Genomic DNA, 22,737 nt, shown 5'->3' on the forward strand with positions numbered 1-22,737 from the left:
AAAGATGACAATGCAGTGACGCAACAAATCCGCCGCCAGCAGGGAGCGGCAGCGGACAGGAATTGGGGTTGTGGGAGCAACCTTCGCTCCCACAGGAGTCCGGGCGTTAGCCTGGGCTCAGGTATTACTTCTTGGCGACGCTGCCGCCTTCTTGCAGACCCAGGTCAGCCAGTGCCTTGGCGGCGACTTTGGCTGGCAGCGGAATGTAACCGTCCTTGACCACGACTTCCTGGCCTTGCTTGGACAGGACCAGCTTCACGAACTCGGCTTCCAGCGGGGCCAGAGGTTTGTTCGGTGCTTTGTTGACGTAAACGTAGAGGAAGCGCGACAGCGGGTACTTGCCGTTCAGGGCGTTTTCTTCACTGTCTTCAACGAACTCAGTGCTGCCTTTCTTGGCCAGGGCCACGGTCTTCACGCTGGCGGTCTTGTAGCCGATGCCCGAGTAACCAACGCCGTTCAGCGAAGAGCTGATCGACTGCACGACCGAAGCCGAGCCTGGTTGTTCGTTGACGTTTGGCTTGTAGTCGCCTTTGCACAGGGCTTCTTCCTTGAAGTAGCCATAGGTGCCGGATACCGAGTTACGACCGAACAGCTGAACCGGCTTGTTGGCCAGGTCGCCGGTCACACCCAGGTCGCCCCAGGTTTTCACGTCGGCTTTAGCGCCGCACAGACGAGTCGACGAGAAGATCGCATCGACCTGTTCCATGGTCAGGTGCTGGATCGGGTTGTCCTTGTGCACGAATACCGCCAGGGCGTCCACGGCAACCGGGATGGCGGTAGGCTTGTAACCGTATTTGGTTTCGAAAGCCTGCAGCTCGTTATCCTTCATCTTGCGGCTCATCGGGCCCAGGTTGGAGGTGCCTTCGGTGAGCGCCGGTGGCGCGGTGGAGGAGCCGGCGGCCTGAATCTGGATGTTTACGTTCGGGTATTCTTTCTTGTAGTTCTCGGCCCACAAGGTCATCAGGTTGGCCAGGGTATCGGAGCCGACGCTGGACAGGTTGCCCGACACACCGGTGGTCTTGGTGTAGCTCGGGATCGCAGGGTCTACAGCGGCAACCGCATTGGCAGTTGCAACGCCAGCAGCGACAAACGTCATTGCCGCCATCAAACGCTTCAGTTTCATGCCTTACTCCTAGCAGATAGGGTGTGTTAAGTCGGCCAAGTATCGGTAAGCCGTGTGAACACTCTATGGCTGAAATATGACAATTGGATGAAAGGCCAGTATCGAGTTCTACACGATGATTCGTGGCGCTCTCCATCGCGAGCAAGCTTGCTCGCGATGAGGCCAGTGCAGCCAGTGAGCGATTCGGACCTAGCGCCCCTTCTTCCAAAGATACCCACCCACCACAATCCCGATCCCGCAGATGGCCGCCACGTAATATGCCGGCCCCATCGAGCTCTCTTTCAACAGCAGGGTCACGATCATCGGCGTCAACCCGCCGAAGATTGCATAGGCCAGGTTGTAGGAGAACGACAGGCCGCTGAAGCGCACCACGGCCGGGAAGGCATTGACCATGACATAAGGTACCGCGCCGATGGTACCTACCAGCAAGCCACTCAAGGCATACAGTGGGAACAACCATTCGGGGTGGTCGAACAGGCAGTGGTAGAAGGTCCAGAAGGTGATCAACAGCAAACCACTGCCGAAGACAAACACCCGGCCAGCACCAAAACGGTCGGCCAGCACACCTGCACCGATGCAACCGAAACTCAGGAACACGATCGCCAGGCTGTTGGCCTGCAACGCGGTGGTCGGACTGAAGTGGTACACCGTCTGCAGCACGGTCGGTGTCATCAGGATGACCACAATGACGCCGGCCGACAGCAGCCAGGTCAGCAGCATGGAAATGGCGATGGCGCCGCGATGATCACGCAGCACGGCCCGCAGCGGCACTTCCTCGGCCAGGGCCTTGCGCAGTTGCAGCTCGGCGAACACCGGGGTTTCGTGCAACCAGCGGCGCAGGTACACCGAAAACAGCCCGAACACGCCACCCAGCAGGAACGGAATCCGCCAGGCGTAATCGGCCACTTCCACCGACGTATATAGGCTATTGATGGCCGTGGCGACCAGCGAACCCAACAGAATCCCCGCCGTCAGGCCGCAGGTCAGCGTGCCGCAGGCATAGCCAATATGGCGCCTCGGAACGTGTTCGGAAACGAATACCCAGGCGCCCGGCACTTCCCCGCCAATGGCCGCGCCCTGGATCACGCGCATCAGCAACAGCAGGATGGGCGCCCACATGCCGATCTGTGCATAAGTGGGCAGCAGGCCCATGATCAGGGTCGGCACGGCCATCATGAAAATGCTCAGGGTGAACATCTTCTTGCGCCCCAGCAGATCGCCGAAGTGGGCCATGACGATCCCGCCCAGCGGCCGGGCCAGGTAACCGGCGGCAAAAATGCCGAACGTCTGCATCAAGCGCAGCCATTCGGGCATTTCGGCAGGGAAGAACAATTTGCCGACCACGGTGGCAAAGAACACGAAAATGATGAAATCGTAGAACTCCAGCGCACCGCCCAGGGCAGAAAGCGACAGCGTCTTGTAATCGTTGCGGGTCAATGGACGTGCGGATTGTGCGGGCGTCGCCGTGCTCGAAGGCGCAGTGGTCATGGCAAGGGCTTCTCTTATAGTGGGTTCTGCAACCCTGCCAACACGGGTTGGGGGCCTGGGCAGGTCCGGCACGATAGCAAATTGTTCGAAAAAGCACATAGAGGTGCGTATTTGATAGTCAAAATCAGAACCGAGTGGTCGTCTCGACGTCTATCGCCCGATATACTCGCAACCTTGCAGTACTCTGTAAGGGGTTGCTGTGCGAAAACGTCGTTGGTGGCGTAGTACCAAAACCAGCCGGTTTCGCAGAGTTTCCCTTTGGCACGCCTTTACGAAAAACGTGACGAACGCAGTATGTTCGGGCTGAATCGTTTTTTACAAAGACGGCTATTCACCTGAAGTACAAGACAGCGTTACGGGTCAGAGGCACCCCCGGCATGATAGAGCTCGAACAAGAAGATCCAATCCCGCAAGGCGACCTGGCCCTGCAAATCACCGCGCTCCCTCGCGAGACCAACGGCTTCGGCGATATTTTCGGCGGCTGGCTGGTGTCCCAGATGGACCTGGCCGGCACCGCCATGGCCAGCAAAGTGGCGGGCGGACGCGTGGCCACCGTGGCGATCGATCGCATGGCGTTCCTGGTGCCGGTGGCGGTGGGTGCGCAGTTGTCGTTCTATACCCAGGCGCTGGAAATCGGCCGCAGCTCGATCCAGATGATGGTCGAGGTCTGGAGCGACGACCCGCTGTCCAGTGAATGGCGCAAGGTGACCGAGGCGGTATTTGTCTTCGTCGCCATCGACGGCAGCGGTCGCACCCGCTCGGTTCCGCCGCGCGCCCGTTAAACACGGCGACCGTTTTGCGGTCCATTGCAGTCCCTGTTCCCGAGCGAGATTTGCAACATGCCTACGCCCAACGTCGAAGCCGTCAAACTGGATGAACTGAACGCTTGGCGCATCCGCCACGGTCAGGCCGAGTTGCTGGTGGCCCAACAAGGCGCACATATCCTCAGTTATCAAGTGGACGGCCAGCCGCCGCTGATCTGGCTCAACGACCAGGCCACGTTCAAGGCCGGCAAGAGCATCCGCGCAGGCGTGCCGGTGTGCTGGCCGTGGTTCGGCAACCTGACACGCAACCCCGACAGCGTCCAGGCCATGCGCGTGAGCAACGACCCGGCCACCGCCCACGGCCTGGTCCGGACGATGGATTGGGCGTTGAAGGGCATTGAAGTCGAAGGCGAAAGCCTCAAGGTGGAATTCGTGTTGCCCTACTCCGAGAACGGCCTCCCGGGCTGGCCTCACCAGGTCGACCTGACGCTGGCCATCGTGATGGACGAGCAACTGCACATCCGCCTCACCAGCCATAACCGTGGCAGCGAAACCGTCGCCCTCAGCCAGGCGCTGCACAGCTACTTTGCCGTGAGCGACGTACGTAACGTGCAGGTCGAAGGTGTGGATGGCTTGAGCTACATCGAGACCCTGGATGGCTGGAAAACCGTCACCCAGGCCGGCGACCTGCACTTTGCTGGCGAGACCGACCGCATCTACCTCGATACCCCGCCAAAGCTGAGCATTATTGACCCGCACTGGCAACGACGGATCGAGCTGACCAGCAGCGGTTCGCGCTCGGCGGTGATCTGGAACCCCTGGACCGAACGCGCCCAGACCTTCAGCGACATGGCCGACGACGGCTGGCAGCGCATGCTGTGCATCGAGACCGCGAACGTGCTGGACGATGTGGTGACGTTACTGCCGCAGGCCAGCCATACCCTCGGTGTGAGCCTCTGCAGCAAGCCGCTCTAACACACCCTGAAAAACCCCATGTGGGAGCGAGCAGGCTCGCTCCCAACAGTGGACTCGTACCAGACCTACAAATCCGCCTCCTGCACCACGCGCACCTTCTCCGCCTCCAGCGCATACGCCGCACTCGCCAGATCATTGTCGACCTTTTCGATTTTCAACGTGCCCGTCACCCAGAGCGGTGTATAGATGTCGTCCAGCTTCAGACCCTTGCGATAGCGCACCAGCACCAACTGATTAGGCGGCGGTGGCGGAACGTGGATGCAGGCGCCGGGGTAAGGCACCAGGAAAAACAGCGTGCTGCGGCCCTTGGCGTCGGTTTCCAGCGGCACCGGATAACCGCCGATGCGGATGCGCTTATCGTTCATCGCCGCCACGGTCCTGGTCGAATACATCACCGCCGGCAAGCCCTTGCTTTGCTTCAGGCCACCTTTTTCGGTGAAGGTGCCGCTGGCTTCCGGGGAGTCGTGGTCAATCTCGGGCATGGCCTCGAGGGCTTTCTGGTCCGACTTGGGCATCAGTTCGAGCCAGTCGGTTTCCGGCAGTTCGCCAGCATGGGCTAGGCCACTGCCCAGCAGAAGAAGGGTCAACAAGAGACGGCGCATGAAAGGGCTCGGCAATGAGTGGAAAGTGAAACGCCGAGCATTCTAGCCCCCTCTGCTCGTCACGCGGAGGGGGCCTTGATGCAATGGGATCAGTTTCTTTTGATCAGGCCGTAAATCACCAGTAACACGATCGCGCCCACCAGGGCCCCGATGAAACTAGCACCTTGGCCGGCATGGTAGATGCCCAGGGCCTGACCGCCGTAAGTGGCTGCCAACGAACCGCCGATGCCGAGCAGGATGGTCATGATCCAGCCCATGCTGTCATCGCCCGGTTTCAGGAAGCGTGCCAGCAGGCCAATGATTCCCATGGCATTGCCCTCTGGTTGGATAGCGATGCCAAAGCCTGGACAGACTTTGGCACTTAGCCATGAGAGAGGTTCGCCGACGAATGGTTCCACCGACGCTGCGGATTATTGCTCGGCGATCAGCGCCTCGACCTTGATGATCTGCTGGGCCAGCGTTGCCCGGTCCGCGCAACGCAGGTTGGCGTGACCGACCTTGCGTCCAGCCTTGAACGCCTTGCCATAGTGATGCAAATGGCAGTCAGCGATCGACAGGACTTTTTCGCTGTCCGGGACCTTGCCGATGAAGTTGAGCATCGCGCTCTCACCGACCTTGGCGGTCGACCCCAGCGGCAGCCCAGCCACCGCCCGCAGGTGGTTTTCGAACTGGCTGCACTCGGCGCCTTCGGTGGTCCAGTGCCCGGAGTTGTGTACCCGAGGTGCGATTTCGTTGGCCTTGAGGCCGCCGTCCACTTCAAAGAACTCGAACGCCATCACGCCGACATAGTCGAGCTGCTTGAGCACCCGACTCGAATAGTCCTCGGCCAGGGCCTGCAATGGATGATCGGTGCTGGCCACGGACAACTTGAGGATGCCGTCCTGGTGGGTGTTGTGCACCAGCGGGTAGAAGCGGATTTCACCGTCACGGGCGCGTACGGCGATCAGCGAAACTTCCCCGGTGAACGGCACGAAGCCTTCCAGCAGGCAGGCCACGCTGCCAAGTTCGGCAAACGTGCCAACCACGTCTTCAGGCTTGCGCAGGACTTTCTGGCCCTTGCCGTCATAACCCAGGGTGCGGGTCTTGAGCACGGCGGGCAGGCCGATGGCCGCGACTGCGGCGTCCAGGTCGGCCTGGGACTGAATGTCGGCGAAGGCCGGCGTGGGGATGCCCAGGTCCTTGAACAGGTTCTTTTCGAACCAGCGGTCACGGGCGATCCGCAAGGCTTCGGCGCTCGGAAAGACCGGGACGAACTGGGACAGGAAGGCCACGGTTTCGGCCGGGACGCTTTCGAACTCGAAGGTCACCAGGTCGACTTCATCGGCCAATTGGCGCAGGTGATCCTGGTCGCCGTAGTCGGCCCGCAGGTGTTCACCCAGTGCCGCGGCGCAGGCGTCCGGCGCCGGGTCCAGGAAAGCGAAGTTCATCCCCAGCGGTGTACCTGCCAGGGCCAACATGCGACCCAACTGGCCGCCACCGATTACACCGATCTTCATTCGTCAACAACCTCAGGCAATGCGTGGGTCTGGATTGTCCAGGACGCTGTCTGTCTGCTCAGCGCGGAATTTTTTCAGCACGGTATGAAACTGTGGGTGCTTGGCACCCAGGATGCTCGCCGACAGCAGGGCTGCGTTGATCGCGCCAGCCTTGCCGATGGCCAGCGTCGCGACCGGGATGCCGGCCGGCATCTGCACGATCGACAGCAACGAATCGACGCCCGAGAGCATCGCAGACTGGACCGGCACGCCCAGCACCGGCAGGTGGGTCTTGGCCGCACACATGCCTGGCAAATGGGCGGCGCCACCGGCACCAGCGATGATGACCTCGATGCCACGCGCCTCGGCCTCTTCGGCGTACTGGAACAGCAGGTCCGGGGTACGGTGGGCGGAGACCACTTTCACCTCGTAAGGGATGCCGAGCTTTTCCAGCATATCGGCGGTGTGGCTAAGGGTGGACCAATCGGACTTGGAGCCCATGATCACGCCAACCAGTGCACTCATCGTCGTGCCTCTTCTCTCTGGGCGCCCGCAGGCGCGTCAAAAAACAACAAGCCACGCAGGAAACCGGCGTGGCTTGTTGTACGAATTATGGCCGGGCGAACCGACCGAAGGCCGGGCAGTATACCGAAAATGGTGCGTTAAACGCACTTTCGCCGACCATCTGTCGTTTGGGGTGAAGTGGCGGCTTTATTGACTCTCAGGTCAGCGAACCATCACCACAACTCCCTTGTGGAGCGGGCTTGCTCACGAAGGCGGTGGGTCAGCCAAGATGAGGGCGACTGGCACACCGCCTTCGCGAGCAAGCCCGCTCACACAAAGGGTTCTGCGTTGTTTTCAAGATCCGTTGGCACCCTGAGCTACACCACCTTCGAGCTTGCGCCACAACAACCGCACATTGGCCTTGCGCACCAGGGCGCAGCGGTACAGGCGGATCTCCAATGGCACGTGCCATTGCGAGCCGCCGCAGATCACCAGTTCGCCCCGGGCCAGTTCGGCGCGTACGCTCAGGTGCGGCACCCAGGCGATGCCCAGGCCTTCCAGGGCCATGCTTTTGAGGCTATCGGCCATGGCCGTCTCGTAGATCGTGGTAAAACGCAGCGCCCGCTGGCGCAACAACTGGTTGACCGAACGCCCGAGGAAGGCCCCGGCGCTGTAGGCCAGCAGCGGCACGCTGGCCTCACCTTCAAGGTCGAACAGCGGGTTGCCGTTGGCATCGGCGGCGCACACCGGCAGCATTTCAGTCTGCCCCAGGTGCAGCGATGGGAAGATCTCCGGGTCCATCTGCATCGCCGAATCCGGATCGTAGAAGGCCAGCATCAGGTCGCACCCCCCTTCACGCAAGGCGTGGACGGCGTCGCCGACGTTGGTGGCCACCAGCCGCGTGGCGATGTTCATTCCTTCGTTGCGCAGTTGCGCGATCCAGCGCGGAAAAAAGCCCAGCGCCAGGGAGTGAGCAGCGGCCACTTGTATGACTTCGCCCTGCCCGCCTTCCAGGTGATGCAAATGGCGCAACACTTCACCCAGTTGCTCGACCACCGTGCGCGCCGTCACCAGGAACAACTGCCCCGCCGCCGTCAGTTCGACGGGTGTGCGTGAACGGTTGACCAAGGTCAGCCCCAGCGCCGCCTCGAGGCTGCGGATTCGCCGGCTGAAGGCCGGTTGCGTCACAAAACGCCGCTCGGCCGCCTGGGAGAAACTGCGGGTAGCGGCCAGGGCACTGAAGTCCTCAAGCCATTTGCTTTCAAGATTCATCACGTCTCCCTTACACGCACCAAAACAGGTCACACGTTCGTCGCACCGCCGACGTCACGCCAACATTATGCCGAATATGCATAGGCCAGTGCTTAACAGCATTGGCCCTATTTTTTTCGAGAGCCTAGGATTCGCAGCGTTCCGGCTCAGACCGGGTTCTTATCGAGATGATTTCCATCATGTCCTCCGCTGCATCCTTCCGCACAGAAAAAGACCTGCTTGGCGTACTCGAAGTACCAGCGCAAGCGTATTACGGCATCCAGACCCTGCGAGCGGTAAACAACTTCCGTCTCTCCGGCGTCCCGATCTCGCATTACCCTAAGCTGGTGGTCGGTCTGGCAATGGTCAAACAGGCCGCCGCTGACGCCAACCGCGAACTGGGCCAGCTCAGCGAAGCCAAGCACGCCGCCATCAGTGAAGCCTGTGCACGATTGATCCGCGGCGATTTCCACGAAGAATTCGTGGTGGACATGATCCAGGGCGGCGCCGGCACGTCGACCAACATGAATGCCAACGAAGTCATCGCCAACATCGCGCTGGAGGCCATGGGCCACCAGAAAGGCGAGTACCAGTACCTGCACCCCAACAACGACGTGAACATGGCGCAGTCCACCAACGACGCCTACCCAACCGCGATCCGCCTGGGTCTGCTGCTGGGTCACGACGCCTTGCTGGCCAGCCTCGACAGCCTGATCCAGGCGTTCGCGGCCAAGGGTGAAGCATTCAGCCACGTCCTGAAAATGGGTCGCACCCAGTTGCAAGACGCCGTGCCGATGACCCTCGGCCAGGAATTCCGCGCCTTCGCCACCACCCTGAGCGAAGACTTGGCGCGCCTGAAAACCCTGGCGCCTGAACTGCTCACCGAAGTGAACCTGGGCGGCACCGCCATCGGCACCGGCATCAACGCCGACCCGCGCTACCAGGCCCTGGCCGTGCAGCGCCTGGCGACCATCAGCGGCCAGCCGCTGGTTCCGGCCGCCGACCTGATCGAAGCCACTTCCGACATGGGCGCCTTCGTGCTGTTCTCCGGCATGCTCAAGCGTACCGCGGTCAAGTTGTCGAAGATCTGCAACGACCTGCGCCTGCTGTCCAGCGGCCCACGCACCGGCATCAACGAAATCAACCTGCCGGCCCGCCAGCCAGGCAGTTCGATCATGCCCGGCAAGGTCAACCCGGTGATCCCGGAAGCGGTCAACCAGGTGGCATTCCAGATCATCGGCAACGACCTGGCCCTGACCATCGCGGCCGAAGGCGGTCAATTGCAACTGAACGTGATGGAGCCGTTGATCGCCTTCAAGATCTTCGACTCGATCCGCCTGCTGCAACGGGCCATGGACATGCTGCGCGAGCACTGCATCGTCGGCATCACCGCCAACGAAGCACGCTGCCGCGAACTGGTCGAGCACTCGATCGGCCTGGTCACCGCCCTGAACCCGTACATCGGCTATGAAAACGCCACCCGCATCGCCCGTGTTGCCCTGGAAAGTGGCCGCGGCGTGCTGGAACTGGTGCGCGAAGAAGGCTTGCTCGACGACGCCATGCTCGACGACATCCTGCGCCCGGAAAACATGATTGCTCCGCGTCTGGTCCCGCTCAAAGCGTGATCGACACGACCACCGCTCACCAGGTCGAGGGACTAGACACCTCTCACCTTTTGAGGGCTTGGGGATCTTCCCCAAGCCCTTTTTTTAATTGATAGCAGCAAAGGATGACTGAACCTGTGGGAAGGAACCTGCTCGTGATAAACAACGACGCGCTGCCCGTTGTAAACCGCGTCGCCAGTCAACGCGAGCAGGCTCGCCCCCACAATAACCTGACCAAAAGGCCAGGTGTTTCAAAGGGTTCGTTTCGTCGGACGCACCACAACTGTGCAGACGGGCACCGCACTGATAGGTATAGTGCCGCCCCTCTTCGCATGAGTGGTCGTCTGCAGCGGACCCCTTAAACATGCGAAAACCGAACTAATAACAAACCCGCGAAAATGGACCGGGACGAAACATCGCCTCAACTGTTGGGCCGCGCGCCGACCGATGTAACGTGATGTTTCCAAATGGCCAGCATTTGCTTAAACAAAAAACAGCGAGGAATACTCATGCTTGAAGTCATCAACGACTTCCTCTCAGGGAAAGTGCTGATTGCGCTCATCGTCGGGCTCGGGAGCTACTTCACGATCCGCTCGCGTTTCGTCCAGTTCCGTCACTTCTTTCATATGTTCGCGGTGTTCCGTGACAGCCTGAAGGCCAGTGCTGGCCAGCTCAGTTCTTTCCAAGCCTTGATGCTCAGCCTGGCCGGTCGTGTCGGCGCGGGTAACATCGCCGGTGTCGGCATCGCCGTGACCCTCGGTGGTCCTGGTGCGGTGTTCTGGATGTGGGTGACCGCTCTGGTCGGCATGTCCAGCAGCTTCTTCGAGTGCTCCCTCGGCCAGCTCTACAAGCGCTGCGACTCCGAAGGCCAGTTCCGTGGCGGCCCGTCCTATTACATCCAGCACGGCCTGCAAAAGCGCTGGTTGGGCATGATCATGGCGGTCCTGCTGCTGGTCACCTTCGGCTTCGCCTTCAACGGCCTGCAAGCCCACGCCGTCACCCATTCCCTGAACAACGCCTTCGGCTTCGACACCACCTACACCGGCCTGGGCCTGGCGGTACTGTTGGGCCTGGTGTTCATCGGCGGGATCAAGCGCATCGCCAAGGTGGCCGACCTGCTGGTACCGGTCAAGACCCTGGCGTACATCGGCGTGACCCTCTACGTGATCGTGCTGCAGTTCGAACATGTACCGGAGATGCTGGCGACCATCGTCAGAAGCGCCTTCGGTCTGGACCAGGCCTTTGGCGGCCTGATCGGCAGCGCCATCGTCATGGGCGTCAAGCGTGGCGTGTTCGCCAACGAAGCCGGCCTGGGCAGCGCGCCTAACGTGGCCGCCGTCGCGTCGGTCGAGCACCCGGTAGCCCAGGGCGTAGTACAGGCGTTCAGCGTATTCCTGGACACCTTCCTGATCTGCACCTGCACCGCGCTGCTGATCCTGCTGTCGGGCTTCTACACCCCAGGCTTCGAAGGCGACGGCATTGCCCTGACCCAGAACGCCCTGGCGGCCGTCGTGGGTGACTGGGGACGGATATTCATCTCCGTGGCCCTGTCCTTGTTTGTGTTCACCTCGATCCTCTACAACTACTATCTGGGCGAGAACAACCTGCGCTTCATGCTGGGTGAAAACCGCAAGGCCCTGATCGCCTACCGTGCGCTGGTCCTGGTCCTGATTTTCTGGGGCGCCATCGAAAACCTCGGCACCGTGTTCGCCTTCGCCGACATCACCATGACGCTGCTGGCGTTCGTGAACCTGATCGCGCTGTTCCTGCTGTTCAAGGTCGGCATGCGCATCCTGCGTGACTACGATGAGCAACGTTCGGCTGGCATCAAGACCCCTGTCTTTGACTCCAGCAAGTTCCCGGACCTGGATCTGGACCGCAAGGCTTGGCCTGCCAACCCAGCGGCACCGGTTGCCAAACCTGACGCCGCTGTTGCTGGCCTGACCGCAGCGCAACGCTGATCGGTAAAGCTGTTTGGAAAGAACCGGGCGCATCCCCTGCGCCCGGCGTGACACAGCCTAAGGTCGGCGTCATGCTCGACCTTATGTTGTGGCAGCTAACCCAAGCTGCCGTTTTCGTCCTCGGAGAACAACCCCATGAATGGCTTGACCTACCCTGCCGCCCAGCACGTCATGGTGCTCTATACCGGCGGCACCATCGGCATGCAGGCCAGCGCCCACGGCCTGGCCCCGGCATCCGGTTTCGAAGCGCGGATGCGTGATTACCTGCACAGCCAACCCGAACTCGTCGTGCCGCAATGGCGCTTCCGGGAAATGTCGCCGCTGATCGACAGCGCCAACATGACCCCGGCTTACTGGCAGCAACTGCGCGAAGCGGTGGTTGATGCCGTGGACGTGCAAGGCTGCGACAGCGTGTTGATCCTGCACGGCACCGACACCCTGGCCTACAGCGCCGCGGCGATGAGTTTCCAACTGCTGGGCTTGCATGCGCGGGTCTGCTTCACCGGTTCCATGCTGCCCGCCGGCGTGACCGACAGCGACGCCTGGGAAAACCTCAGCGGCGCGCTGGTCGCCCTCGGCCAAGGCCTGGCGCCGGGCGTGCACCTGTACTTCCACGGTGAACTGCTGGCGCCGACCCGTTGCGCGAAGGTGCGTAGCTTCGGTCGCCACCCGTTCAAGCGCCTGGAACGCCAGGGCGGCGGCACCCAGGTGTCCTCCCTGCCGGCGCAGTTGAATTACAACCAGCCCAAGCAACTGGCGAACATCGCGGCGCTGCCGTTGTTTCCCGGCATCAGCGCCGAGATCCTGGATGGCCTGCTGGGCAGCGGCCTCCAGGGCCTGGTGCTGGAATGTTACGGCAGCGGCACCGGGCCGAGCGAAAACCCGGCCTTCCTCGCCAGCCTCGAGCGGGCGCGGGACAGCGGCGTGGTGGTCGTGGCGGTGACCCAATGCCACGAAGGGGGCGTCGAGCTGGATGTCTATGAAGCTGGCAGCCGCTTGCGGGGTGTCGGGGTGTTGTCTGGCGGTGGCATGACCCGCGAAGCCGCGTTCGGCAAGCTGCAGGCCTTGATTGGCGCGGGGCTGCCGGTGGAAGAAGTTCGGCGGCTGGTAGAGCTGGACCTGTGTGGCGAGCTGAGCTGACACCCGACAAACCCTGTGGGAGTTTTTGCTCCCACAGGCTCGCACATTGGATGCTGTGCTGACCTTCCGATGTTCACCCGGCATGTAACTTGCTCCGTTTCCAGCCTTCCCCAGGCTGGAAACGGACATGCTTCATTCCCACCTCACCACCCTCAACGCCGTCTCCCTGGTGCTGAGCACCTTCAAGAACCAAGGGCTATCCAGTGAGGCATTGCTCGCCGGCAGCGGCATCAGCACGGCGGACCTGAGCCGGGCCGATACGCGTATCACCACCAACCAGGAGATGCAGGTCTGCGCCAACGCCGTCGCCCTCAAGCGCGACATCGGCCTGGAGCTGGGCCTGCGCATGCACGTTTCGTCCTACGGCATGCTCGGCTATGCGCTGCTGACCAGTGCCACCTTAGGTGACGCCTTGCGCCTGGCGCTGCACTATCCGGCGCTATTGGGAACACTCTTCGAGCTGAACCTGGACGATGACGGCCAGTGCATCTGGTTCAGCGCCAGCGATTATCGGGAGAGCCCGGCCCTGGCGGCGTTCAATGCCGAGTTCTGCATGGTTTCGTTGAAGATCATCTGTAACGACCTCCTTGGCCATGCACTGCCCTTGCACGCTGCGCGCTTCGAACATCCGGCCCCCGATTACCAGGCGCGCTACGCCGCGCTCTTCGATTGCCCGGTGCGCTTCGACAGCGTCGATAACGCGTTCGCCTTCGAGCGCCACTGGCTCGACCAACCCTTGCCCCTGGCCGACCCCATCACCCATCACGCCATGGCTGAGCGCTGCCGCCGACAAAACACCGAGTTCACCGGACGCCAGGCCTGGCTGGGTCGGATCCGCCAGTTGCTCGACACCCAACTGGACGCCGCCCCCGGGCTGGAAGGCCTGGCCGAACAAATGAACTGCTCGGCCCGCACCTTGCGGCGCCACCTCAAGGACCTGGGCTGCAGCTACCAGGAACTGCTGGACGAACTGCGCTTCGAACGGGCCAAGCAGATGCTCTGCGAGGACCAATTGCCGATCTACCGAATCGCCGAACGACTGGGCTTCAGTGAAACCGCCAGCTTCCGTCATGCCTTCGTGCGCTGGAGCGGGGTGGCGCCCAGCCAGTTCAGGGCCTGACGCCCTGTGGGAGCAAGGCTTGCCCGCGATGGCAATATGACTAACCCCGCAAAAACGCCTGATGCAACGCATCCACCGTCTCGAAGTGATACGCCGGGGCCTCGGCGCTGAGTTCTTCATGGCTGCCAAACCCATACCCCACCGCCGCCGCACCCAAGCCATTGCTGCGGGCGCCGATCAGGTCGTGTTTGCGGTCACCGATCATTAGGGTGCTGGCCGGGTCGAGGCCTTCTTCGGCCAGCAGGTGGGCGATCAGCTCGACTTTATTGGAGCGGGTGCCGTCCAGTTCGCTGCCGTAGATCACCTTGAAGTGCCGGGCGAAGTCGAAGTGGCGGGCGATTTCCCGGGCGAAGACCCAGGGTTTGGAGGTGGCTATGTACAACTGGCGCCCTTGGCCGCCCAAGGTTTCCAGCAACGGCATCACGCCATCAAAGACGCGGTTTTCATACAGCCCAGTGACCTTAAAGCGTTCGCGATAGAAATTCACCGCTTCCCAGGCCTTCGCTTCGTCGAAGTCATAAAACTGCATGAAGGCCTGCAACAGCGGCGGGCCGATGAAAGGCTCGAGGCGGGTCAGGTCGGGTTCGTCGATGCCCAGTTTGCTCAAGGCGAATTGGATCGAACGGGTGATGCCCTCGCGGGGGTCAGTGAGGGTGCCGTCGAGGTCGAACAGTACGGTTGGGTAATGCATGAACTTTCCTGGAAGTGGCGGGGCGATTCAGTCCTGGTCGTAGCCTTCGGCCAGATGCAGGTCCTTGAGCTTCACGTAGTTCGCCGCGCTGTAGGTGAAGAAGGCGCGCTCCTTGTCCGTCAGCGGCCGGGCCTGCTTCACCGGGCTGCCCACATACAAAAAACCGCTTTCCAGACGCTTGCCCGGCGGTACCAGGCTGCCGGCACCGATGATCACATCGTCTTCGACCACCGCGCCGTCCATGACGATGCTGCCCATGCCGATCAGGACCCGGCTGCCCACGGAGCAACCATGGAGCATGACCTTGTGGGCGACGGTCACGTCGTCGCCGATCAGCAACGGGAAACCCTCGGGGTTAAAGGGGCCGGCGTGGGTGATGTGCAGCACACAACCATCCTGGACGCTGGTACGCGCACCGATACGGATGCGGTGCATGTCACCGCGAATGACTGTCAGCGGCCAGACGGAGCTGTCTTCGCCGATTTCAACGTCGCCGATCACCACTGCGGTGCTGTCGACAAAAGCGCCACGGGCTAGCCGCGGGCGGTGGTTCTGGTACGTGCGAAGGGTCACGATAGGCTCTCTCTTATCCGGTGATAGGCGCTGCTAGCTGCGGTGAACGTCGATTGTAATTAAGATGGGCCCATGTTTCTTCCAGCCAAGGTGTCGACCGTGAGCGTGAACAACCCTCTTTTACAGCCCTATGACCTGCCGCCATTCTCGGCGATCCGTGCCGAGCACGTGCAACCGGCCATCGAGCAGATCCTGGCTGACAACCGCGCCGCCATCACCGAACTCCTCAAGACCCAAGTCCAGCAGCCTACCTGGGCCGGCCTGGTCTTGGCGATGGACGAGCTCAATGATCGCCTGGGCGCTGCCTGGAGCCCGGTCAGCCATTTGAACGCGGTGCGCAACAGCCCTGAACTGCGCGAAGCCTACGAGGCCTGCCTGCCGGCGCTGAGTGCCTACTCCACCGAGCTGGGCCAGAACCGCGAGCTGTTCCAGGCCTTTGAAGCCCTGGCGAACAGCCCTGAAGCCGCCGACTTCGACGTCGCGCAGAAAACCATCCTGGAACATTCCCTGCGTGACTTCCGCCTGTCGGGTATCGACCTGCCGCCCGAGCAGCAGAAGCGCTATGCCGAGGTACAGAGCAAACTGTCCGAGCTGGGCAGCCGCTTCTCCAATCAACTGCTGGACGCGACTCAGGCCTGGACCAAGCACGTCACCTTTGAGGCCGCCCTCGCCGGCCTGACCGACTCGGCCAAGGCACAAATGGCCGCCGCTGCCCAGGCCAAAGAGCTGGACGGCTGGCTGATCAACCTGGAGTTCCCCAGCTATTACGCAGTAATGACCTACGCCGAAGACCGCGCCCTGCGTGAAGAAGTCTACGCCGCCTACTGCACTCGCGCGTCGGACCAGGGCCCGAATGCCGACCAGAACGACAACGGCCCGGTGATGGAACAGATCCTCGACCTGCGCCAGGAGCTGGCCCAACTGCTCGGCTTCGCCAACTTCGCCGAGTTGAGCCTGGCCACCAAGATGGCCGAATCCAGCGATCAGGTCCTCAGTTTCCTGCGGGACCTGGCCAAGCGCAGCAAGCCATTCGCCGCCCTGGACCTGGAACAACTCAAGGCCTTCGCCGCCGAACAGGGCTGCCCCGACCTGCAAAGCTGGGACAGCGGTTTCTACGGTGAAAAACTGCGCCAGCAGCGTTACAGCGTGGCCCAGGAAGCGCTGCGTGCGTACTTCCCGATCGACAAGGTACTGGGCGGCCTGTTCGCCATCGTGCAACGCCTCTACGGCATCGAGATCGCCGAACTGAAAGGCTTCGACACCTGGCACCCGGACGTGCGCCTGTTCGAAATCAAGGAGAACGGCCAGCACGTCGGCCGCTTCTTCTTTGACCTCTACGCCCGCGCCAACAAGCGTGGCGGGGCCTGGATGGACGGCGCCCGCGACCGTCGTCGCACCATCGACGGCGTCCTGCAAAGCCCGGTGGCCAACCTGGTGTGCAACTTCACCCCGGCCGACAGTGGCAAACCGGCCCTGCTGACCCACGATGAAGTCACCACCCTGTTCCACGAATTCGGCCATGGCCTGCACCACCTGCTGACCCGCGTCGAACACGCCGGCGTGTCCGGCATCAACGGCGTGGCCTGGGATGCCGTGGAGCTGCCAAGCCAGTTCATGGAAAACTGGTGCTGGGAACCTGAAGGCCTGGCGCTGATTTCCGGCCACTACGAAACCGGCGAGCCGCTGCCCCAGGACCTGCTGGAAAAAATGCTCGCGGCGAAAAACTTCCAGTCCGGCCTGATGATGGTCCGCCAGCTGGAGTTCTCGCTGTTCGACTTCGAGCTGCACGCCACCCACGGCGACGGCCGTAGCGTGCTGCAAGTGCTCGAGGGCGTGCGCGACGAAGTGTCGGTCATGCGTCCACCGGCCTATAACCGCTTCCCCAACAGCTTCGCCCACATCTTCGCCGGCGGCTACGCGGCGGGTTACTACAGCTACAAATGGGCAGAAGTGTTGTCGGCCGATGCGTTCTCCAGGTTCGAAGAGGACGGCGTGCTCAACGCTGACACCGGGCGCGCCTTCCGTGAGGCGATCCTGGCGCGCGGTGGCTCGCAGGAGCCGATGGTGCTGTTCGTCGACTTCCGGGGCCGTGAGCCGTCGATTGACGCACTCTTGCGCCACAGCGGCCTGACCGAGGACGCGGCAGCATGAGCGAGGGACCTGTGATTACCAAAAAGCGCTTTATCGCCGGGGCGGTCTGCCCGGCCTGCAGCGAGCCGGACAAATTGATGATGTGGAACGAAGACGGCGTGCCGCACCGTGAATGTGTGGCCTGCGGTTATTGCGACACACTCAACGAGCAAGGCCTGTCGGTGCCCAAGGAATTGGGCACCCGGGTCAATACCTCGGCGCTCAAGGTGCCGGACGCCAAGGTCCAGGCCGTGCAGTTTTTCCCCAACCCCAAGTTGAAGAAAAAACCGACGGAATGATCCGGTATCACCTTCCGGGCCCCACGGCCCGGAAGCGATACATATATACCGCAGCGTCAAATCCCTTCCTCTTCAGACTGGCCTGACACGTCCAGATTGACAGGAAGTCTCCATGCGCCACGCCAGTAACCCACTGCTACAGCCCCATGTCCTGCCGCCCTTCTCAGAAATTCAAGCCGAACATTTCCCCCCCGCCCTCGACCAGATCATCGCCGAAAGCCGCGCTCAAGTGGCCGAGATCATCAGAACTCAAACGCCCTATCCCACTTGGGATGACTTGGTGCTGGCCATGGATGAAATCCATGCGCGGCTGAGAGGTTTCGGCTACGTGCTGGATCGCCTGGCCTCAACCTGGACCGCAGACGCCTGGGAGCAGGTTTCAGACGATTGTCGGGAACGACTGAATAATTTCCGCCGCACACTGAGTCAAAATCTCGAGTTGTCCCAGCTCTATCAACGCCTGGCTGACAGTCAGATAGCCGTGCATTTCTCACCCGCGAGAAAAAGAACGCTGGCTAAAATCCTGCGGCGGCTTCGCCCGAACTCACTCGCACCCGACGTACAAGCCGCTTTGAAAGATCTGAAACTGCGTATCCGTGGCGCCGAAATGTTGTTCATGAAGCATTTGGAAGAGGCCAACAAGGCCTGGAGCCAAACGTTCGACGATGAGGCTCGATTGCGGGGCTTGCCGCCGTTTTTCAAAGAGCAAATGGCCGAGCACGCACGTGAAAAAGGTCGCACAGGGTGGTTGTTGAAGCTGACGGACGAATCGTTTCGCATAGTCACTCGTTATGCTGAGGATCGCGTTCTGCGCGAGCAAATCTATATCGCTTATAGCCATCGCGCTTCGGATCAAGGACCAGATGCCGGCATCTTCGACAATGGCGAGGTACTGCGGCAGTTGCTCAAGGACCGTCATCAAACCGCCATCCTGCTGGGCTATTCGAATTACGCCCAATTGGCGATCGAGCCGGAGCAGGCACAGTCGCCGGAGCAGGTCATGTCGTTCCTGATGGAAAAGCTTGGGCGGCAACAACAGGTATTCGAGCAGGACGCCGACCAGTTAAAGACCTTCGCTGGACAGGAAGGCTTCGGCGAACTCCAGCCTTGGGATTATCAGTACTTGGCGGAAAAAATTCGTCGGCAAACGACAGGGGTTTCAGAACAGACGGCTAGCGCCTGGTTTGAGCTGAGATCAACTTTTTACCAATTGCTGCTGATCGCCCACGATCTGTTCGGCATCGATTTCACCGAGCGACAGGATCTGTCCACCTGGCATGCGCAGGTTCGCGTGTTTGAAATCCACGAGCGGGGCGATACCCTCGGATTTATTTATTTCGATCCATTTGAAAATGGAAGACTCAACGGTTATCCCCACACCTCCCCCCTGCGAAACCACCGCATCACGGCCGAGGGCCGACCGCGCTACCCCGTCGCGACGTTGCATGCCTGGTTGCCGCGCGGCTCCGATTCGAACCCGGTGCTGCTGGACCACCGGCACCTGAGCATCCTGTTTCATGAGTTCGGCCATTGCTTGCACCATGTCCTGAGTCGAGCGGACTATCGCGACATCTCGGGCATTTCCGAGCTGTCCCGGGACGCCGCTGAGTTTGCCGGAAACCTGCTGCAGCGCTGGTGCCTCTCCAGGCAATGCCTGCTCCGGATAGCCAGGCATCACCAGACCGGGGCTCCCCTGCCGGACCCTATTGCCGATCAGTTGTTGATGTACCTCACCACTCAAACCAGTTGGCAGAGCGCCAGGTCATTGCGCGATGCACTATTCGATATGGAGTTGCACCGCAGCCACGGCGATGGGCGCACAGCCCAGCAAGTGTTCGACCAGATCAGCGCACAAGTCGGGCATTTACCAGCATCCGCCAACGAGCGCTGGCCCAACGGTCTGGATTACATGGTCACCGGTTATGGCGCCGGCCTCTATGCTTACATCTGGTCGCAAGACTTGGCCGAGCGGGTGTTCCAGCGCTTCAAGCGTAATGGATTGTTCGAAAGGGCCACAGGCCGGGCGTTGCGCCAAGCGATATACGAAGCGGGTGACTCACGACCGTTGTCCGAATCCATCGCCGCGTTCATGCAGGCGACCGATCATCGTGCGGGTGCAAGGACCTGAGGATCGAGGTGACGCGTCGTCGTGGTCGAGTTGACCCAACTTTCCAGGGAGCACAGGGCAAAGACGCTGGTGCTGCAATCGCCATTCGCCAGCGCCACGCGGAGTTTGTCGACATCGGCCTGCATCATGTAGCGCACGCCGTCCTTGAAGTGATGACTGTCACCGAAGCCCCCTTCGGTCATTTCGTTCAAGGCGTCCTCTTTGCTCCAGCCCTGCACCACCACCCGGTACATGGCGGCCACCAGCCCGGTGCGGTCCGAGCCGTGCTTGCAGTGCATCAGCACCGGTCCCTTGGCTTCGGCCGCCTGGATGGCGCGCAGAGCCCTGAGTATGTCGGCGTCATCAACGTGATTGGTGCGGTAGGGCAACTGCACTTGCTCGATGCCGGGGGTGGACAGCCAGCGCTTGTCCGACTCTGGCAGGAAGTTGATGACCGTGCCGATCCTGAGCTTCGTCAGCAAGGGCACCGCCGCGCCGTCCGGCAGGGAGCTGCGGTAGAGCGTCGGTGACATCTGGTAGAGGTTGTAGTCCTTTTCCACCGGCTGCGCCCATTCAGCGGGCCTCGCGTCAGGGGTATTGGCCGCTTGGGCGCGGATCTCGGCGAGCCCGATGAGCAGGGCCAGGCAGAGCAGTGAACGGGAACAGAGCTTGAGCATGCACGGACGACCGAAAACGAAGGAATGCGAGATCAACAGTTTCGGCTCGCAGCGGTTAAAAGCCTGTGAGGAGAACGTCAAAGCGTTGTGAACGATGATCGGGGACTCGGGCTGCTGAATGGCACTGGTCTTATTCGAATGCAACGAATACTGTATGCACATACAGCTTTTGGAGTACTCCCATGCCCCCCTCCCTGCCACCCCGCGGCCGCGGCACCGCGACCAACCCGCACAACCGCTTCGCCCCGAGTCGCTCGGTGGCCGAGGATGACGGCTGGTATCAGGAAGTCCCGCTGACCCAAGGCACCGAAGTGCGCATCGAAACGGCGAAGACCATCATTACCCGCAACACCTCGTCCGATATCCCTTTCGACCGCTCGATCAACCCATACCGAGGCTGCGAACACGGTTGCATCTACTGCTATGCGCGGCCCAGCCATGCCTATTGGGACCTGTCGCCGGGGCTCGATTTCGAAACCAAGCTGATCGCCAAGACCAATGCCGCCGATGTGCTGGAAGAACAATTGTCCCGGCGCGGCTATCAATGCGCGCCAATCGCACTGGGTTCCAACACCGACCCCTACCAGCCTATCGAACGCGAACAACGGATAACCCGCCGGATTCTCGAGGTGCTGCTGCGCTATCGGCACCCGGTGACCATCGTCACCAAGGGTTCGCTGATCCTGCGCGACCTGGACCTGCTGACCGCGCTGGCGCAACAACGCCTGGTGCACGTGATGATCAGCCTCACCACCCTGGACGATGAGCTCAAGCGTATTCTCGAACCCCGCGCGGCGGCGTCCAAGGCCCGGTTGCGGGCGATCAAGGTCATGCGCGAGGCGGGCATTGCCGTGGGGGTGCTGTGTGCACCGATGATCCCGATGATCAATGACAGCGAGATCGAGCGCCTGCTGGCCGAAGCCCACGCCGCCGGCGCACAGAATGCCGCCTACGTCATGCTGCGCCTGCCGCTGGAAGTCGCGCCGCTGTTCGAGCAGTGGTTACAGGCGCACTACCCGCAACGCGCCGCCCACGTGCTGAGCCTGGTGCGCCAGAGCCGCGGTGGTGAGCTGTATGACAGCCGTTTCGGGGCGCGGATGCGCGGCGAAGGGCCGTTCGCCGACCTGCTGGCCCAACGTTTCGCCAAGGCCCTCAAGCGCTTGGGGCTTGAGCGCCGCGACGGATACAATCTTGATTGCGATGCCTTCTGTCCGCCGGGCCGACAAATGTCTTTGATCTGATTGAAGTTGACCGTGGAACGGCTGCTGGAGATGATCTGCGCCAGTGTTTCGCCACCCCTGTAATCGTCGTCCTAGAGCCTTCGATTTCAGTTTGAGTTAAGTTTCGGCCGCTACCTTGTTCTTCGAGTGACTGACGGGTCGAACACCTCGACCTGGATATTTTTTAACCAGCCACTGGCGTCTCAACGAGGATGAATCATGAGTGACAAGGATAAACAGCCGTTGGCTGTGTCGGCTCCAGCCCTACCCGAGGCGGAAACCGCCGATGCAGCGCTGCAGCATATTGTTGACGGCTTTTTGCATTTCCATCACGAGATCTTTCCGCAACAGGAAGAACTCTTCAAGAAACTCGCCACCGCCCAGAAACCCCGGGCGATGTTCATCACCTGCGCCGATTCGCGCATCGTGCCCGAGTTGATCACCCATAGCTCCCCCGGCGACCTGTTCGTAACCCGTAACGTCGGCAACGTCGTGCCGCCTTACGGGCAAATGAACGGCGGCGTCTCCACCGCCATCGAATACGCCGTACTGGCCCTCGGCGTGCAGCACATCATTGTCTGCGGCCATTCCGATTGCGGCGCCATGCGTGCCGTGCTCAACCCCGACACCCTGGAAAAAATGCCCACGGTCAAGGCCTGGCTGCGCCACGCCGAAGTGGCCAAGACCATGGTCCACGACAACTGTCCGTGTGGCGACGAAAAACAGACCATGCCGATCCTCACCGAAGAGAACGTGATCGCACAGTTGCAGCATTTGCGAACGCATCCCTCGGTCGCATCGCGCATGGCCAATGGTCAGTTGTTCATCCATGGCTGGGTGTACAACATCGAGACCAGCGAGATCAAAGCCTACGACGCGGACCAGGGACGTTTCCTGCCGCTCGATGGCAGCCATCCAATACCGGTGGCGACGCCCAAAGCGCGCTTCTAACCGCTCCTAAACATCCTTGTGTGGTTCAGCCTTACCGCTATTTGCGCGGTAGGGTTTCGCCATGCCTGAAGAAAATTTCGGG

At 61.4% G+C, this 22,737-nt stretch carries 21 protein-coding genes; 11 read left to right on the forward strand and 10 right to left on the reverse strand.

Features of this window, described 5'->3' with window-relative positions; translation table 11 throughout:
* Positions 1-124 precede the first annotated feature (124 nt).
* On the reverse strand, positions 125-1,123 hold the full coding sequence (locus AACY42_RS22650) for a phosphate ABC transporter substrate-binding protein PstS (protein WP_339482431.1): 999 nt from the start codon (positions 1,121-1,123) through the stop codon (positions 125-127).
* A gap of 189 nt (positions 1,124-1,312) precedes the next feature.
* On the reverse strand, positions 1,313-2,611 hold the full coding sequence (locus AACY42_RS22655) for an MFS transporter (protein ID WP_339482432.1): 1,299 nt from the start codon (positions 2,609-2,611) through the stop codon (positions 1,313-1,315).
* Positions 2,612-2,988: 377 nt separating this feature from the next.
* Here AACY42_RS22655 and AACY42_RS22660 point away from each other — a divergent pair, with 377 nt between their 5' ends.
* Together AACY42_RS22660 and AACY42_RS22665 are read left to right on the forward strand one after the other, a co-directional pair.
* Positions 2,989-3,393, forward strand: a complete 405-nt coding sequence (locus AACY42_RS22660) for an acyl-CoA thioesterase (RefSeq protein WP_003177184.1) — start codon at positions 2,989-2,991, stop codon at positions 3,391-3,393.
* A 57-nt stretch (positions 3,394-3,450) separates the two neighbouring features.
* A complete protein-coding gene (locus AACY42_RS22665) occupies positions 3,451-4,350 on the forward strand; it encodes a D-hexose-6-phosphate mutarotase (RefSeq protein WP_339482433.1) in 900 nt (299 codons plus the stop codon).
* Between the two features lie 65 nt (positions 4,351-4,415).
* On the opposite strand, the gene AACY42_RS22670 is transcribed toward AACY42_RS22665, so the two are convergent.
* From AACY42_RS22670 to AACY42_RS22690, 5 genes are all read right to left on the reverse strand, one after another.
* On the reverse strand, positions 4,416-4,952 hold the full coding sequence (locus AACY42_RS22670; protein WP_339482435.1) for a DUF3299 domain-containing protein: 537 nt from the start codon (positions 4,950-4,952) through the stop codon (positions 4,416-4,418).
* Positions 4,953-5,041: 89 nt separating this feature from the next.
* Complete coding sequence (locus AACY42_RS22675) at positions 5,042-5,260, reverse strand: GlsB/YeaQ/YmgE family stress response membrane protein (RefSeq protein ID WP_339482436.1); 219 nt, start codon at positions 5,258-5,260, stop codon at positions 5,042-5,044.
* Positions 5,261-5,362: 102 nt separating this feature from the next.
* Complete coding sequence (locus AACY42_RS22680) at positions 5,363-6,448, reverse strand: 5-(carboxyamino)imidazole ribonucleotide synthase (protein WP_339482438.1); 1,086 nt, start codon at positions 6,446-6,448, stop codon at positions 5,363-5,365.
* Between the two features lie 12 nt (positions 6,449-6,460).
* Positions 6,461-6,952 carry a 5-(carboxyamino)imidazole ribonucleotide mutase gene (gene purE, locus AACY42_RS22685; protein ID WP_018604706.1) on the reverse strand — a complete coding sequence of 164 codons (492 nt, stop codon included), beginning with the start codon at positions 6,950-6,952 and terminating at the stop codon, positions 6,461-6,463.
* Positions 6,953-7,285: 333 nt separating this feature from the next.
* The gene (locus AACY42_RS22690; protein WP_339482441.1) at positions 7,286-8,203 is read right to left on the reverse strand and encodes a LysR substrate-binding domain-containing protein; all 918 of its coding nucleotides are present in this window, start codon (positions 8,201-8,203) and stop codon (positions 7,286-7,288) included.
* Between the two features lie 179 nt (positions 8,204-8,382).
* On the opposite strand from AACY42_RS22690, the gene aspA reads away from it, so the two are divergent.
* From aspA to AACY42_RS22710, 4 genes are all read left to right on the forward strand, one after another.
* Positions 8,383-9,807: an aspartate ammonia-lyase gene (aspA, locus tag AACY42_RS22695; RefSeq protein ID WP_339482442.1), complete on the forward strand. Its 1,425-nt coding sequence runs from the start codon at positions 8,383-8,385 to the stop codon at positions 9,805-9,807.
* Between the two features lie 488 nt (positions 9,808-10,295).
* A complete protein-coding gene (locus AACY42_RS22700) occupies positions 10,296-11,747 on the forward strand; it encodes an alanine/glycine:cation symporter family protein (RefSeq protein WP_339482443.1) in 1,452 nt (483 codons plus the stop codon).
* 135 nt (positions 11,748-11,882) lie between these two features.
* Positions 11,883-12,887 (forward strand): asparaginase, encoded by a 1,005-nt coding sequence (locus AACY42_RS22705; protein WP_339482444.1) that lies wholly within the window; start codon positions 11,883-11,885, stop codon positions 12,885-12,887.
* A 127-nt stretch (positions 12,888-13,014) separates the two neighbouring features.
* Positions 13,015-14,007, forward strand: coding sequence for an AraC family transcriptional regulator (locus tag AACY42_RS22710; protein WP_339482446.1), 993 nt, complete (start codon positions 13,015-13,017; stop codon positions 14,005-14,007).
* Between the two features lie 40 nt (positions 14,008-14,047).
* On the opposite strand, the gene AACY42_RS22715 is transcribed toward AACY42_RS22710, so the two are convergent.
* Entirely contained in the window at positions 14,048-14,698 is a 651-nt protein-coding gene (locus AACY42_RS22715) for an HAD family hydrolase (protein ID WP_339482447.1), read from the reverse strand.
* 27 nt (positions 14,699-14,725) lie between these two features.
* Positions 14,726-15,271, reverse strand: coding sequence for a gamma carbonic anhydrase family protein (locus AACY42_RS22720; RefSeq protein WP_339482448.1), 546 nt, complete (start codon positions 15,269-15,271; stop codon positions 14,726-14,728).
* A 72-nt stretch (positions 15,272-15,343) separates the two neighbouring features.
* On the opposite strand from AACY42_RS22720, the gene prlC reads away from it, so the two are divergent.
* The 3 genes from prlC (at position 15,344) to AACY42_RS22735 (ending at position 19,828) form a co-directional block, all read left to right on the forward strand.
* Positions 15,344-17,422 carry an oligopeptidase A gene (prlC, locus tag AACY42_RS22725; RefSeq protein ID WP_339482450.1) on the forward strand — a complete coding sequence of 693 codons (2,079 nt, stop codon included), beginning with the start codon at positions 15,344-15,346 and terminating at the stop codon, positions 17,420-17,422.
* On the forward strand, positions 17,419-17,700 hold the full coding sequence (locus tag AACY42_RS22730; RefSeq protein WP_339482451.1) for a YheV family putative zinc ribbon protein: 282 nt from the start codon (positions 17,419-17,421) through the stop codon (positions 17,698-17,700). The genes prlC and AACY42_RS22730 overlap by 4 nt, the downstream gene beginning before the upstream one ends.
* A gap of 112 nt (positions 17,701-17,812) precedes the next feature.
* Positions 17,813-19,828, forward strand: a complete 2,016-nt coding sequence (locus AACY42_RS22735) for a M3 family metallopeptidase (RefSeq protein ID WP_339482453.1) — start codon at positions 17,813-17,815, stop codon at positions 19,826-19,828.
* On the opposite strand, the gene AACY42_RS22740 is transcribed toward AACY42_RS22735, so the two are convergent.
* A complete protein-coding gene (locus AACY42_RS22740; protein WP_339482454.1) occupies positions 19,804-20,484 on the reverse strand; it encodes a dual specificity protein phosphatase family protein in 681 nt (226 codons plus the stop codon). The two genes, AACY42_RS22735 and AACY42_RS22740, sit on opposite strands and share 25 nt — an antisense overlap.
* Before the next feature lie 182 nt (positions 20,485-20,666).
* Between AACY42_RS22740 and AACY42_RS22745 the strand changes: the two genes are divergently transcribed.
* Complete coding sequence (locus AACY42_RS22745) at positions 20,667-21,725, forward strand: PA0069 family radical SAM protein (protein ID WP_339482455.1); 1,059 nt, start codon at positions 20,667-20,669, stop codon at positions 21,723-21,725.
* A gap of 198 nt (positions 21,726-21,923) precedes the next feature.
* Complete coding sequence (locus tag AACY42_RS22750) at positions 21,924-22,655, forward strand: carbonic anhydrase (protein WP_339482456.1); 732 nt, start codon at positions 21,924-21,926, stop codon at positions 22,653-22,655.
* Positions 22,656-22,737: the final 82 nt, after the last annotated feature.

Source organism: Pseudomonas sp. RL_5y_Pfl2_73 (genome assembly GCF_963970515.1).
GTDB lineage: Bacteria > Pseudomonadota > Gammaproteobacteria > Pseudomonadales > Pseudomonadaceae > Aquipseudomonas.

What these genes read in the sequence shown, in the direction of transcription:
- AACY42_RS22650 (WP_339482431.1), bottom strand. Translation starts at nt 1,123, where the DNA reads ATGAAACTGAAGCGTTTGATGGCGGCAATGACGTTTGTCGCTGCTGGC.
- AACY42_RS22655 (WP_339482432.1), bottom strand. Translation starts at nt 2,611, where the DNA reads ATGACCACTGCGCCTTCGAGCACGGCGACGCCCGCACAATCCGCACGT.
- AACY42_RS22660 (WP_003177184.1), top strand. Translation starts at nt 2,989, where the DNA reads ATGATAGAGCTCGAACAAGAAGATCCAATCCCGCAAGGCGACCTGGCC.
- AACY42_RS22665 (WP_339482433.1), top strand. Translation starts at nt 3,451, where the DNA reads ATGCCTACGCCCAACGTCGAAGCCGTCAAACTGGATGAACTGAACGCT.
- AACY42_RS22670 (WP_339482435.1), bottom strand. Translation starts at nt 4,952, where the DNA reads ATGCGCCGTCTCTTGTTGACCCTTCTTCTGCTGGGCAGTGGCCTAGCC.
- AACY42_RS22675 (WP_339482436.1), bottom strand. Translation starts at nt 5,260, where the DNA reads ATGGGAATCATTGGCCTGCTGGCACGCTTCCTGAAACCGGGCGATGAC.
- AACY42_RS22680 (WP_339482438.1), bottom strand. Translation starts at nt 6,448, where the DNA reads ATGAAGATCGGTGTAATCGGTGGCGGCCAGTTGGGTCGCATGTTGGCC.
- purE (WP_018604706.1), bottom strand. Translation starts at nt 6,952, where the DNA reads ATGAGTGCACTGGTTGGCGTGATCATGGGCTCCAAGTCCGATTGGTCC.
- AACY42_RS22690 (WP_339482441.1), bottom strand. Translation starts at nt 8,203, where the DNA reads ATGAATCTTGAAAGCAAATGGCTTGAGGACTTCAGTGCCCTGGCCGCT.
- aspA (WP_339482442.1), top strand. Translation starts at nt 8,383, where the DNA reads ATGTCCTCCGCTGCATCCTTCCGCACAGAAAAAGACCTGCTTGGCGTA.
- AACY42_RS22700 (WP_339482443.1), top strand. Translation starts at nt 10,296, where the DNA reads ATGCTTGAAGTCATCAACGACTTCCTCTCAGGGAAAGTGCTGATTGCG.
- AACY42_RS22705 (WP_339482444.1), top strand. Translation starts at nt 11,883, where the DNA reads ATGAATGGCTTGACCTACCCTGCCGCCCAGCACGTCATGGTGCTCTAT.
- AACY42_RS22710 (WP_339482446.1), top strand. Translation starts at nt 13,015, where the DNA reads ATGCTTCATTCCCACCTCACCACCCTCAACGCCGTCTCCCTGGTGCTG.
- AACY42_RS22715 (WP_339482447.1), bottom strand. Translation starts at nt 14,698, where the DNA reads ATGCATTACCCAACCGTACTGTTCGACCTCGACGGCACCCTCACTGAC.
- prlC (WP_339482450.1), top strand. Translation starts at nt 15,344, where the DNA reads ATGTTTCTTCCAGCCAAGGTGTCGACCGTGAGCGTGAACAACCCTCTT.
- AACY42_RS22730 (WP_339482451.1), top strand. Translation starts at nt 17,419, where the DNA reads ATGAGCGAGGGACCTGTGATTACCAAAAAGCGCTTTATCGCCGGGGCG.
- AACY42_RS22735 (WP_339482453.1), top strand. Translation starts at nt 17,813, where the DNA reads ATGCGCCACGCCAGTAACCCACTGCTACAGCCCCATGTCCTGCCGCCC.
- AACY42_RS22740 (WP_339482454.1), bottom strand. Translation starts at nt 20,484, where the DNA reads ATGCTCAAGCTCTGTTCCCGTTCACTGCTCTGCCTGGCCCTGCTCATC.
- AACY42_RS22745 (WP_339482455.1), top strand. Translation starts at nt 20,667, where the DNA reads ATGCCCCCCTCCCTGCCACCCCGCGGCCGCGGCACCGCGACCAACCCG.
- AACY42_RS22750 (WP_339482456.1), top strand. Translation starts at nt 21,924, where the DNA reads ATGAGTGACAAGGATAAACAGCCGTTGGCTGTGTCGGCTCCAGCCCTA.